The sequence below is a fragment of the Streptomyces phaeolivaceus genome (genome assembly GCF_009184865.1).
GTDB classification, from domain to species: Bacteria; Actinomycetota; Actinomycetes; order Streptomycetales; family Streptomycetaceae; genus Streptomyces; species Streptomyces phaeolivaceus.
Genome location: NZ_CP045096.1, coordinates 864,757 through 877,149, shown reverse-complemented (window position 1 = coordinate 877,149; position 12,393 = coordinate 864,757). Strand labels below are relative to the sequence as shown.

The 12,393-nt window shown below is 73.9% G+C and carries 10 protein-coding genes and 1 pseudogene; 5 read left to right on the top strand and 6 right to left on the bottom strand.

Annotation, left to right across the window (positions count from 1 at the left end):
• Window positions 1-69: 69 nt before the first annotated feature.
• The 3 genes from F9278_RS04345 to F9278_RS04335 form a co-directional block, all read right to left on the bottom strand.
• Complete coding sequence (locus F9278_RS04345) at window positions 70-1,203, bottom strand: PP2C family protein-serine/threonine phosphatase (protein ID WP_152167074.1); 1,134 nt, start codon at window positions 1,201-1,203, stop codon at window positions 70-72.
• A gap of 266 nt (window positions 1,204-1,469) precedes the next feature.
• Window positions 1,470-2,492 carry a zinc-dependent alcohol dehydrogenase gene (locus F9278_RS04340; RefSeq protein WP_193241961.1) on the bottom strand — a complete coding sequence of 341 codons (1,023 nt, stop codon included), beginning with the start codon at window positions 2,490-2,492 and terminating at the stop codon, window positions 1,470-1,472.
• 130 nt (window positions 2,493-2,622) lie between these two features.
• Complete coding sequence (locus tag F9278_RS04335) at window positions 2,623-3,447, bottom strand: IclR family transcriptional regulator (protein WP_152173692.1); 825 nt, start codon at window positions 3,445-3,447, stop codon at window positions 2,623-2,625.
• A gap of 57 nt (window positions 3,448-3,504) precedes the next feature.
• Here F9278_RS04335 and F9278_RS46835 point away from each other — a divergent pair, with 57 nt between their 5' ends.
• Window positions 3,505-4,125, top strand: a complete 621-nt coding sequence (locus F9278_RS46835) for a dihydroxy-acid dehydratase domain-containing protein (RefSeq protein ID WP_226966630.1) — start codon at window positions 3,505-3,507, stop codon at window positions 4,123-4,125.
• A 45-nt stretch (window positions 4,126-4,170) separates the two neighbouring features.
• Here F9278_RS46835 and F9278_RS04325 read toward each other — a convergent pair whose 3' ends face one another.
• Together F9278_RS04325 and F9278_RS04320 are read right to left on the bottom strand one after the other, a co-directional pair.
• Complete coding sequence (locus F9278_RS04325; RefSeq protein WP_152167072.1) at window positions 4,171-4,659, bottom strand: MarR family winged helix-turn-helix transcriptional regulator; 489 nt, start codon at window positions 4,657-4,659, stop codon at window positions 4,171-4,173.
• A gap of 66 nt (window positions 4,660-4,725) precedes the next feature.
• Window positions 4,726-5,448, bottom strand: a complete 723-nt coding sequence (locus F9278_RS04320) for an IclR family transcriptional regulator (protein WP_152173691.1) — start codon at window positions 5,446-5,448, stop codon at window positions 4,726-4,728.
• Window positions 5,449-5,558: 110 nt separating this feature from the next.
• Between F9278_RS04320 and F9278_RS04315 the strand changes: the two genes are divergently transcribed.
• Genes F9278_RS04315 through dmpG form a run of 3 tightly spaced genes read left to right on the top strand, consistent with a single transcriptional unit; the run spans window position 5,559 to window position 8,322 of the window.
• Window positions 5,559-6,371: a 2-keto-4-pentenoate hydratase gene (locus F9278_RS04315; protein WP_152167071.1), complete on the top strand. Its 813-nt coding sequence runs from the start codon at window positions 5,559-5,561 to the stop codon at window positions 6,369-6,371.
• On the top strand, window positions 6,368-7,306 hold the full coding sequence (locus tag F9278_RS04310) for an acetaldehyde dehydrogenase (acetylating) (protein WP_152167070.1): 939 nt from the start codon (window positions 6,368-6,370) through the stop codon (window positions 7,304-7,306). Before F9278_RS04315 ends, F9278_RS04310 begins: the two co-directional genes overlap by 4 nt.
• On the top strand, window positions 7,303-8,322 hold the full coding sequence (gene dmpG / locus F9278_RS04305) for a 4-hydroxy-2-oxovalerate aldolase (protein WP_152167069.1): 1,020 nt from the start codon (window positions 7,303-7,305) through the stop codon (window positions 8,320-8,322). Before F9278_RS04310 ends, dmpG begins: the two co-directional genes overlap by 4 nt.
• Before the next feature lie 16 nt (window positions 8,323-8,338).
• On the opposite strand, the pseudogene F9278_RS04300 reads toward dmpG, so the two are convergent.
• Window positions 8,339-9,398, bottom strand: a pseudogene (locus F9278_RS04300) (amidohydrolase family protein).
• Between the two features lie 197 nt (window positions 9,399-9,595).
• Between F9278_RS04300 and F9278_RS04295 the strand changes: the two are divergent.
• Window positions 9,596-12,277, top strand: coding sequence for a LuxR C-terminal-related transcriptional regulator (locus F9278_RS04295; protein ID WP_226966629.1), 2,682 nt, complete (start codon window positions 9,596-9,598; stop codon window positions 12,275-12,277).
• The last annotated feature ends 116 nt before the right edge of the window (window positions 12,278-12,393 follow it).

Below are 12,393 nucleotides of genomic sequence, written 5' to 3'. Positions count from 1 at the left end.
AGCGGTTCAGGACACCCGAATGCCCCCGCGGGCCCCTACCGTGCCGCAGAAACCCTTTTCGGTACCGGTTCAGTGACGCGGTGAGCGGCGGACCGTCAGGATGGCCACGTCGTCGTGCGGGCCGCCGCCGCCCGCGTACGCGCGGGCGTCCTCGTACAGGGCCCGGGGCAGCTCGGTGGGGGAGAGGTCGAGGTGCTTGGCGAGGCGTTCGTCGACCGGGTAGAACGTGCCGTCGGCGGCGCGGGTCTCGGTCAGACCGTCGGTGCTCAGCAGCAGCGTCGCGCCCTCCGGGAACGCGAACCAGCCCACGGTCGTCGGTTCGACCGCCAGCTCGGCGAGCCCCAGCGGGACCCCGGAGTCCAGCTCCGCCGAGGTGACCGCCCCCTCGTGCAGCACATGCGGCGGGATGTGCCCGCAGTTGACGGCCTGCGCCTCGTCGGTCAGCGCGTCGATGCCGACCACCAGGGCGGTGACGAAACGCTCGTCGTCGCCGGTGTTCTCGGCGTAGGAGTTGTGGCGGACGACGGCCGCGTCCAGGGCGTCGGCGAGCGCGGTGAGCGTGGGCTCACGATGAGCGGCCTCACGGAAGGCGCCGATGACGGCGAACGCGGCGCCCACGGCCGCCAGTCCCTTGCCCTGGACGTCACCGATCAGCACCCGGGCACCCCAGGGCGAGGCGACCACGTCGTAGATGTCGCCGCCGACGAGCCGGTCCTCCTGGAGGGGCTCGTAGATCCCGTTCACCAGGACGTCGTCGGTGAGGAGGGGCAGCGGGTGGAGGATGTGCCGCTGCATCGCGGCGGCCGTGGAGCGCAGCCGGAACATCTCGTGCTCGCGCCCGATCCGCCGGTGACAGGCGTACACCGAGGCCACGCCCAGGGTGAGGGTCAGCAGCACCAGCAGGAGCCGGTCGAGCCACCGGTCCGCGTCCACGTCCCGCACGACAGCCGTGGTGGTGACGACGAGCGTGGTCCACGCGGCGACGAACGCGGTCTGCCGTACGGTGCACAGCGCGGACGCCGTGCCCGGCAGGAACACCAGCAGTCCGAGCAGCCACACTTCGGAGCCGGAGAGCACCCCGAGCGCCTCCACCAGCGCCGTGACCGCCAGTACACCGAGGATCAGCTCGGCATTGTGGGGTGGCTCGATGGCCCCGAAGGTGTCGTCACCCTCGACGGCTCTCTTCCGGCGGCTGGCGGCCATGCGCACTCCTGGGCGGCTCGTGATCTCCCCGTACGGTAACCGCCCCGCCGGTGGGGCTCCGCGAGCCGGGTTGCCTGTGGCAGGGGTGTGTTGTCGGGTGCGGCCCGGTGGGGCTTCTCGCGCAGTTCCCCGCGCCCCTGAAAAGCCGGGGCCGCGCCCCGTGCTTCTCACCCCGCCCGGCCGTCGTCTTCCAGGCCCGCAGGGCCTGGTCCTTCAGGGGCGCGGGGAAACTGCGCGACCAGCCCCCACCGGGCCCGCTGCCGATCTCAGCCCGCGCCCCGGCCGGGGGCCACATGGATCTTCGGTCCGGCCCCCGCCCCGGCCGGGCGCGCACCGGCGAGTACCGGGCCGACCTCGTCGAGGGTGACCGTGGCGGCGACCAGGGGCCGGGGGTCCACGACCCCGTCGGCGTACGCCTGGATCGTGGCGGCGAGGCCGGGGGAGGCGGAGAGGACACCGACGGCCGTGACGTCCTTGAGGACGAGCGCGCGGGTGTCGATCCGGCTGGGCCCGGCCGCCAGCCCGATGTACACGACACGGCCCCCGGGCTCCACCGACTCCAGCGCGCTGCCCGGCAGATGACCGGCGTTGGTGGCGTCCACGACCGCGTCGAAGGGGAGGCCGGGGACGGAGTCCTCCGTCCAGGTGTGCGCGAAGCCCAGCTCGCGGGCGAAGGCGAGGGACCCGGCGGTCCGACCCATGAGGTGCACCTCCGCCCCGGCGGCCCGGAGGAACAGCGCCACCAGAAGCCCGATCGTCCCCGGACCCAGGACCAGGGCGCGGTCCCCCGGCCGGGTCGCCGCGGCCCGCGCCGCCCGCAGGGCGTTGCCGCCCGGTTCCACGAGCGCGCCGAGCGCCGCGTCGACGGAGTCCGGCAGGGCGTGCAGGGAGGAGACGGGCACGGCGAGCCGCTCGGCCAGGGCACCGGCCAGACCCCCGCGGATGCCCACCTCCCGCCGCCGCTCGCACACATGCTGGTCGCCCCGGAGACAGCGGCGGCACCCACCGCACCCGAGCATCGTGTCGCCCATGACGCGCCGGCCGACCCAGCCGGGGTCCACCCCGTCACCGACCGCCGACACCCGCCCGGCCCACTCGTGGCCGAGCCGCATCGGATAGGCGGCGTGCCCCTGGTGGAGGTAGGCCATCGTGCCGTGGAAGAACTCCAGATCGGTGCCGCACACCCCGACCCGCTCCACCTCGACGACGACCTCACCGGCCCCGGCGACCGGCGCCGGCAGCTCCTGGACCTCGTAGGCGCCGGGGGCGGTGAGGACGAAGGCGCGCATGACGTTCACGGGTCGTTCTCCAGAGGCGGGTCAGGGCCGTTTCAGGGCCGGTTGGGGACCGGTTCGGGATCGGCGGGCCGGTTCGGGGGCGGTGCGTCGCAGCGGGGGCGGGTGGCCGGGCGGGACGTCGTCAGCGGTACGGCTCGCCGAGGCGCCCGAGGAGCGCGCGGATCTCGTCGAGCGCGTCGACCAGGACGGTCAGCGGCGTCCGGTAGGCCAGCGCGCTGACGCTGACCGCCCCGGAGGGCATCGTCGGCGAGGTGAGGAACACGGGCAGGGCGAGGCAGTTGACCCCGGTCTCGTTCTCCTGGTCGTCGCAGGCGTAGCCCTGTGCGGCCGTGGCCGTCAGTTCACGGTGCAGACCGGCGGCCGTGCACAGGGTCCGCGGTGTGCGGCGTGCCGGGGGAGCGGTGCCGATCCACGCCTCGACCTCCGCGAGGGTCCCCAACCGCCCGGCGAGCAGCAGCTTTCCGACGGCGGTGCTGTGGGCGGGGTTGCGCCCGCCGATCGTCGACGTGAGCCGGACCGCGCCGGCGGGCGGGTCGACCTTCGCGCGGTAGACGACCTCGTGGCCGTCGAGCACCGCGTAGTGCGCGGTCTCACCGAACCGGTGGGCCAGCGCCTCCAGCACCGGCCGGACCCGGAGATGTTCGGGCCGTGCCTCGTGATGGGCGAAGGCCATCCGCAGGAACTCGTCCCCGAGTCCGTAGCGGCCCCGCACGTCCTGGTCGGCGAGCCCGGCCCGGCGCAGCGCCCCGAGCGCCCGGTGCACGGTCGGCTTGGGGCTGCCGATCGCCCGGGTCAGCTCCTCCAGACCCACCCCGCCGGGGTGGCGGGCCAGTGCCTTGAGGACCGCGAGCACCCGGTCCGACCCCACAAGTCGGCCGCCCCCGGCGCCCGTTGGGCCGGCCTCGCCGAGGTCTGTCGATCTTTCGTGCGCCTGCGTATGCTTCAGCTGCCTCATCGCGTTCCAGACTGTAGACCGCCGTACCGATAGTCGGAAGGGGCTCCGGTGACGCTCCGCAGTGCGCAGTGGTACGGGGGACAGGACCGCAACGCCTATATCCACCGGGCGTGGATGCGGCGGGGCGTGCCGGGCGACGCCTTCACGGGTCGGCCGCAGATCGCCCTCGCCAACACCGCCTCGGATCTGACCCCGTGCAACGCGCATCTGGACGAGGTCGCGGCCTCGGTCCGCAACGGCGTGTACGAGGCGGGCGGCATCCCGCTGGACCTGCCGGTGGTGTCGCTGGGCGAGACGAACGTACGGCCCACCGCGATGCTCTGGCGGAACATGGCCGCGATGGCCACGGAGGAGATGCTGCGGGCCAACCCCATCGACGGGGTGGTGCTCCTCGGCGGCTGCGACAAGACGATCCTGGTCGCCAGCCGCGGTGGCTCCTACGCGCCGGGCACCCCGCGCGAGGGCTTCGAGTTCGTACGGAACTATCTGGAGGCCGTCCTCCACCGCACCCTGGGCATGGAGCTCGACTTCATCGTCCCGGAACTCACCCTGGCACCCCGCAACCCGGCCATGGCCGAGCTGATCCCCCTCTTCGAGGACTCCCGCAAGCGCGCCTTCGAGGACGCGGCCCTCAAGGCCGGCGAACTCGTGGAGCGCCTGTCGGCGTGACCCCGGCCCCCGGGGCCGGGTGACATCCCGCCCCGGGGCGGGATGTCACCCGGTGGTGTCGTCCACGGGGTGGGCGACCCGGGTCAGCAGCTCCATCAGTCGCGCGGGCTCGTCGGGCGCCAGGTCGGCGACCAGGCGCTCGGCCAGCGGCTCCGCCGCCTCGTGCGCCGCGTCGAACAGCTCCAGTCCACGCGGGGTGATCTCCACCGCCCGTGCCCGCCGGTCGCCCGGAACGGCCTTGCGGACGGCCAGCCCCCGGCGCTCCAGGTCGTCCACGATCCGCATGATCCCGGCCTTGTCCGACCCTGTCGCCGCCACCAGGTCCCGCTGGACCGTGGGCCCGTGGTTGACCAGCTCGATCAGCACGGCGAAGTGCCGCAGCTCCACACCGAGCGGCCGGAGCGCCTCCGTCATCACCGTCGCCGCCCGCCAGTGCGCCCGGCGCAGCAACAGACCGAGCGCGAACGGCGATCCGTCCCCGGGGCGATCGGTGGCCCGCGCGGCGGTGGCTCCCTGGGGAACGTCGGAGGTCATACGGCCCACACTACCGGCGTGCGCTCGCCCGATACGGTCTCGATCGACACCGGGCAGGGTGGCGGCTCAGCCGCTCCGCCGCAGCACCCGGGACAGACCCAGGGCCGCCGTCCGTACCGCCGGGGCCAGTTGGGCGGGGCTGAAGCGGGTGAGCGGGACGGCCACCGAGAGGGCGGCGACCGTGGTGCCGCCGGCGAAGACCGGGGCCGCGATGCAACTCACGCCGAGCGCGGCCTCCTGCTCCTCGTAGGCAAGCCCCGAGACCTGGATCTTCTCCAGGGCCATCCGCAGCCGCGCCGGGTCGGTCATCGAGTACGGAGTGAGGCTCGGCAGCGGCCGTGACAGCACCTCCTCGGTCAACTCGGCGCCGGAGAAGGCCAGCAGCGCCTTGCCGACCCCGGTGCAGCTCAGCGGGAGGCTGCCGCCGATGCGGGAGGGCAGCCGCAGGGCCTCATGGCCGTGGATGCGTTCCAGATAGACCACGTCCAGGCCCTCACGGACACCGAGATGCACGGTCTCCCGGGTGGCCTCGAACAGGTCCTGGAGGAACGGCAGCGCCGTCTCGCGCAGATCGAGCCGGTGCGGCACCAGCGACCCGAGCTCGAACAGTTTCGCGCCGAGCCGGTACCGCGGGCCCGTGCGCTCCAGCCAGCCCAGCCGTACGAGGTCCGCGCCCAGCCGGTGCACGGTGGGCTTGGGCAGACCGGTCAGCTCCGCCAGTTCCGACAAACGGAACGGACCACCGCTGGGACTGAAGCATTCCAGGATGATCGTCGCCTTTTCCAGCATGCTGCCGGTCTCACTGTTCCGTACCACGGAACAAAGTTTGTGCTCTTCCGGGCCCGATGTCTATATCGGTCCTGTATCCACCGCACCGCTTCTCTCTCCCGGAGGCAACCGTGACGCCCGCTCTCGACCCATCGGCCGTGGTCAAGGCCGCCGACCTGCTGGCCGAGGCCACCCGTACCGGGGTCCCCTGCCCGCCCGTGCGCGACCTCTTCGACGGCGGCGGCGACCTCGCGACCGCGTACGCCGTCCAGCAGCTGAACGTACGACGCGCCGAGGACACCGGCCGCCGGATCGTCGGCCGCAAGATCGGCCTGACCTCCGCCGTCGTGCAGCGGCAACTCGGCGTGGATCAGCCGGACTTCGGCGCGCTGTTCGCCGACATGGCCGTGCCGGACGGTGGCGAGGTGCCCGCCGGGCGGCTGCTCCAGCCCAAGGTGGAGGCCGAGGTCGCGCTCGTCCTCGGCCGCGATCTGCCGCACCGCGAATGCACCGTCGTCGACGTGCTGCGCGCGGTCGACTTCGCGCTGCCCGCGCTGGAGATCGTCGACAGCCGGGTGCGCGGCTGGGACATCTCCCTCGTCGACACCGTCGCCGACAACGCCTCCTGCGGTCTGTACGTCCTCGGCGCCACCCCCGTCCCGCTCACCGCCGTGGACCTGCGGGCCGTGACGATGACCATGCGGCGCGACGGCGAGACCGTCTCCGAGGGCACCGGCGCGGCCTGTCTCGGCAGCCCGCTGAACGCGGCGGTGTGGCTGGCCTCGGCGCTCGCCGAGCGGGGCGATCCGCTGCGCGCCGGCGACCTGGTGCTGACCGGCGCCCTGGGCCCGATGGCGCCCGCCGCACCGGGAGACCTGTTCGAGGCCCACATCGCGGACCTGGGTTCCGTACGGGTCCGGTTCGCGGAAGGGGCCGATCAGTGAGCACCAAGGTCGCCGTCATCGGCTCCGGCAACATCGGCACCGACCTGATGATCAAGATCCTGCGGCTGTCGGAGAGCCTGGAGATCGCCGCGCTGGCCGGGATCGACCCGGCCTCCGACGGCCTGGCCCGCGCCCGCCGCCTCAAGGTCGCCACCACCCACGAGGGCGTCGAGGGGCTGGTGGGGCTGGACGAGTTCGCCGACGTCGAGATCGTCTTCGACGCCACCTCGGCCGGCGCCCACCGCCACCACGACGAGGTGCTGCGCCCCCTCGGCCGCACCCTCGTCGACCTCACCCCGGCCGCCCTCGGCCCGTACGTCGTCCCGCCCGTCAACGGCGACGCCCACCTCGGCGCCCCCAACGTCAACATGGTCACCTGCGGCGGCCAGGCCACCATCCCGGTCGTCGCCGCCGTCAACGCGGTCACCCCGGTCCACTACGGCGAGATCATCGCCTCCATCGCCTCCCGCTCGGCGGGCCCCGGCACCCGGGCGAACATCGACGAGTTCACCGAGACCACCTCCTCGGCCATCGAGCGGGTCGGCGGCGCCGCACGCGGCAAGGCGATCATCGTCCTCAACCCGGCCGAACCCCCGCTGATCATGCGGGACACCGTGCACTGCCTGGTCTCCGACTGCGCCACCGAGGAGGTCGCCGCGTCCGTCGAGGAGATGGTCGGCCGCGTGCGGGCGTACGTCCCCGGCTACCGCCTCAAGCAGAAGGTCCAGTTCGAGCGCGTACCGGCCGACGACCCGCTGTGCGCCCTCGCCCCCGGCGCGGGCGAGGCGCTCAAGGTGTCCGTCTTCCTCGAAGTGGAGGGAGCCGCGCACTATCTCCCGGCCTACGCCGGAAACCTCGACATCATGACCTCGGCCGCGCTGCGCACCGCCGAGCGCATGGCCGCCCACCGTGCCGCGGAGGTGGCAGCCCGATGACCCGTCTGTACGTCCAGGACGTGACCCTGCGGGACGGTATGCACGCCGTCCGGCACCGCTACACCGTCGACCAGGCCCGCACGATCGCCGCCGCCCTGGACGCGGCGGGCGTGGCCGCCATCGAGATCGCGCACGGCGACGGCCTGGCGGGCTCCAGCGTCAACTACGGCGTCGGCGCCCACACCGACTGGGAGTGGATCGAGGCCGTCGTCGGCGCCACGGCGCGGGCGGTGCCCACGACCCTGCTGCTCCCCGGCATCGGCACCCTGCACGATCTGCGGCAGGCGTACACCCTCGGCATCCGCAGCGTCCGGGTCGCCACCCACTGCACCGAGGCCGACATCTCCGCCCAGCACATCTCCGCCGCCCGCGACCTGGGCATGGACGTCGCCGGGTTCCTGATGATGTCCCACCTGGCCGAACCCGCCGAACTGGCCCGCCAGGCCAAGCTGATGGAGTCCTACGGCGCCCACTGCGTCTATGTCACCGACTCCGGCGGCCGGCTCACCATGGACGGCGTACGCGACCGGTTCCGCGCCTACCGCGACGTCCTCGACCCGGCCACCGAGCTGGGCATCCACGCCCACCACAACCTCGCCCTCGGTGTGGCCAACACCGTCGTCGCGGTCGAGAGCGGTGCCGTACGTGTCGACGCCTCCCTCGCCGGGCAGGGGGCCGGGGCGGGCAACTGCCCGCTGGAGGCGTTCGTGGCGGTCGCCGACCTGATGGGCTGGAAGCACGCCTGCGACCTGTTCCCGCTGATGGACGCCGCCGACGACCTCGTACGTCCCCTCCAGGACCGTGAGGTGCGTGTCGACCGCGAGACCCTGAGCCTCGGCTACGCGGGTGTCTACTCCAGCTTCCTCCGGCACGCGGAGACGGCCGCCGCCCGGTACGGCCTCGACACCCGCACGATCCTCGTCGAGGTCGGCCGGCGCGGGATGGTCGGCGGCCAGGAGGACATGATCACGGACGTCGCGCTGGACCTGGTGGCCCGCGCGGAGAGCGGGGGCTGACCCGCCCCGGTGGGGCTCAGCCGGAGCCCGGCTGGACCAGCGCGAAGAGCAGACGGGCCGCCCGGCGCCGGGCGGCCCGCCGCAGCCGCACCGGGACCGGGACGCTCCGCCGGGCGACGGGGGCAGCGGCCAGCCGGGGGAAGAGCGCCTCGGCGTTGACGCGGTTGATCGCGGCGAGGGCGGCCGGGTCGACGCCTGTCCAGGCCGGTCGCGAAGTACTGCCCGGCGGTGGTGGGGGCGAACGGCCAGTCGCCGCCGAACAGGACGTGCCCGGGGCGGGCGAAGGCGAGCAGGCTGGGCAGGGCGGCCGGGCTGGAGGACAGGGCCGTGTCGAAGTAGATGTCACGGAAGTCGTCCAGGACGTCCAGGGTGCTGCGGCCGGTCCCGGCGGAGATCGCGGCGGCCATCCGGTGGGAGGCGTACGGCAGGAAACCGCCGCCGTGGCTGAGGACGAACCGGATGCGCGGGTGGTCGCGGACGATCTTGTTGCGGACCAGCAGGAAGGCCGCCCGGGACGTGTCGAGCAGGAAGTCCGCCGCGAAGGGCGGGACACCGGGGACCGACGGGCCCGGGAGGTCGGCGGGGTGGACGAGGACGACGGCGGCACGGTCGTCGAGGACCCGCCACAGCCGGTCCTGCCGCGGCGCGCCCAGATAGACACTCTGGTCGTTGGCCAGCAGCGTGACCCCGTCCGCGCCCAGCTCGTCCAGCGCGCGGGCGGCCTCGGCGGCGGACGCGACCGGGTCGGGCTTCGGCAGCGTCGCGAAGAGACCGAAGCGGCCCGGATGGTCGGCGGCCACCGACGCGCCGTGGTCGTTGAGCCGCCGGGCCAGGGCGACCGCCTCCTCCGGGTCGGTGAGGAAACCCGTACCCGGCGTGGACACGGACAGGATCGCCGTCTCGGTGCCCAGCAGCGCCATCAGCTCCAGCGCGGCCTCGGGGCTCCAGTCCGGCAACGCGCGCCCGCCCGCCTCGGCGATGCCCGCCTCGGCGATGCCCGCCTTGGCGAGGAGATCGCGGTAGAAGGGCGGTACGGCGTGCTGATGGACATCGATCCGACCGGGGGTGTTCGTCATGGCTTGGCCTCCTGTGGGGTCCCGGACGCCGACTTTGTTGTAGCGTCCATTCCAATTGGGGTAATCGCTACAGCAATAGGGGGGCAATGTTCCGCAAAGAGCGCCGCAGAGCCTCCCGGGCTGTGCGGCGGGCAGGCGCGGGGGAACACTGGGATGCTGAACGGGGAGCGCTGCCCAAGTCCTGTCGACCAGTGGTGGTGAACGCCGTGGCAGGGTCCGAGGAGAGTGGTCCGGGGCCGGCCGTCCCCTGCGCCGATCCCCAGGGCGACCCGTTCCTGCGCACCCGGTTCGCCGTACCGGCCAGGCCCGCCACGTTCTTCCGCAGAAAACGCCTGACCGACCACCTCGACCAGGCCCTGCGCACCCCGCTGTCCATGGTCAACGGGGCCGCCGGCGCCGGCAAGACCCTGCTCGTCGCCGACTGGGCGGCGGGACGGGACCGGCCCGTCGCCTGGCTCACCACCGAGGCCGGCGACCAGGGCCCCGGCATGTTCTGGGCCTACTTCCTCCAGGCCCTGCGCACCGCCGGAGTCCCCCTGCCGCCGGAGATCGGCTGCCCGGCCGACGCCGGCCAGGTGGACCGGACGCTGCTGACCCGGCTCGCCGCGGAACTCGGCGCCCGGGAGCGGCCCGTGATCGTGGTGCTCGACGAGTACGACCGGGTCACCCACCCGGAGATCGCGGACCAGCTGGAGTTCGTCCTGCACCACGCGGCACGGGGGCTGCGCCTGGTCCTCGTCACCCGCACCGAACCGCTGCTGCCCCTGCACCGCCACCGGGCGGCCGGCGACATGACGGAGATCAGGAACGCCGAGCTGGCCTTCACCCCCGAGGAGGCGACCGTCCTGCTGGGCCTGCACGGCCTGCGCCTCCCGGTGCCGGTCGCCCGGACCCTCGTGGAACGCACCCGGGGATGGGCCGCCGGTCTGCGGCTGTGCGCGCTGGCCGCGCGGGAGAGCCCGGACCCGGAGACATATCTGAAGCGGTTCGAGGCCGAACGCACCGCCGTCGCCGACTTCCTGCTCGCGGAGGTCCTCGAACGGCAGCCCCCCGAGACACAGGACCTCCTTCTGCGGGTCAGCGTCCTGGACCGGTTCCACCCCGAGCTGGCGGACGCCCTGACGGAACGCGCCGACGCCGCCGGCATCCTCGCCGCCCTGCACCGGGAGAACGCGTTCGTCGAGGACCTCGGGCACGCCCGGTACCGGCTCCACCCGCTCTTCGGGGAGATCCTCCGCGCCCATCTGCGGATGCGCCGCCCCGGCCTGGAACCCGAACTCCACCGCCGGGCCGCCCGGTGGCTGCGCCGCTCGGGCACCCTCACGGAGACGCTCGGCCACGGCGCCGCCGCCGGGGACTGGGAGTTCACCGCCGGTGCCCTCGTCGACGACCTCGCCATCGGCCGGCTCTTCACGGGCCTGCGCTCCGACGACCTCACCGAACTGTTCTCCGGCATGGGCCCCGAGGCGACGAGCCCCGCCGCGCACCTCGTACGGGCGGCCCGTGAGCTGTCCCACCGCGAACTCGACCGGGGCCTGACCCATCTGCGGCACGCGGAACGCACCCTGGCGGCGCAGGAGGACCGCGCGGAGGCCGAGGACGAACCCGGCCCGGTGGCGGCCCGGCTCAGCTGCCTCCTGCTGGAGACCCTGGCGGCCCGGCTGACCGGCTCACCGGGACGGGCGGAGCAGGCGGCCGGAACGGCCGAGCGACTGCGCGAACAGGTCCCCGCCGACCTCCTGGACAAGCACCCCGAACTCACCGCCCTGCTCCTGGCCCACCTGGGGTCCACCCGGCTGTGGGCCGGACGCTACGAGGAGGCGCGGGCCGCTCTGGCGCTGGTCGCCGACGGCACCGGCGACGCCTCGACGGCACTGCCCCGCGAGGACTCCCTCGGCCGGCTCGCCCTCATCGACTATCTGCACGGCTGGCCCGGCCGGGCCGAACGCAAGGCCATGGCCGCCCTGACCGTATCCGAGCGGTACAGCCTGCCCCAGCCCTCCGGCTTCGGCATCGGACGGCTGGTGCTGGCCGCCGTCGCCGTCGACCGGGACGAACTGCGGCTGGCCCGCGCCCACCTCGACGCGGCGGCGGACGCCCACCCCGCCATGCGGGACCCGGTGACGGAGGCGGGCCGGGCACTCGCCACCGCCCGCCTGCTGCTGGCCCAGGGCGACACCCGCGCGGCCCTGGCCGCGACCCAACCCACCGTGACCGCCGATGTCGCCTCCCCCTGGGCGGAGGGACACACGGCCCTCGTCGCCTCCGCCGCCCAGCTCGCCCGGGGCCGGCCCGAGGAGGCCGCCGCACTGCTGCACGCCGTACCCGGCCACCAGCCGGTGTGCGCGGTGGGCGAGGCACGGGCCCGACTGGCCGCGGGCACACCCCGCGCCGCACTCGACCTCCTGGACGGCGTACTGCCCGAGCACCACACCGGGCCCGCCGTGACCGTACGGGCCCTGCTGCTCCGCGCCGAGGCCGCGCACGCCGCCGGGGAACCGGCCGCCGTCCGCCGGCTCGTCGCCCAGGCCCTCCACGAGGCCCGGCGCGAACGGCTGCGCCGCCCCTTCGCCGAGGCCGGCGGCTGGCTCCGCCCCCTCCTCGACACCCCGCCCCTGAGAGGCCTCGCGGCCGGCTGGCTCACCCCCGGGCCGCCGTCCCACCCCGAGGACCGGCCACCGGTCGTGGAGGAACTGAGCGGACGCGAACGCGATGTGCTGCGCCGGCTGGACCGCATGATGTCCACCGAGGAGATCGCCGCCGACCTCTGCGTCTCCGTGAACACCGTCAAGACCCACCTCAAGAGCGTCTTCCGGAAACTCGCCGTCAACCGCCGCAACGACGCCGTACGCCGCGCCCGCGAACTGCGCCTGCTCTGACCCGGCCGCGGAGGCCGTGGAAAAGGCTTTGAGCGAGGTGGTGCCCCGCTGCTACGTTCGCGGTGGACCGTGCAGTCGTCGTCTTCTGGAGGTGAGCCCCGTGAACACAGTTACCC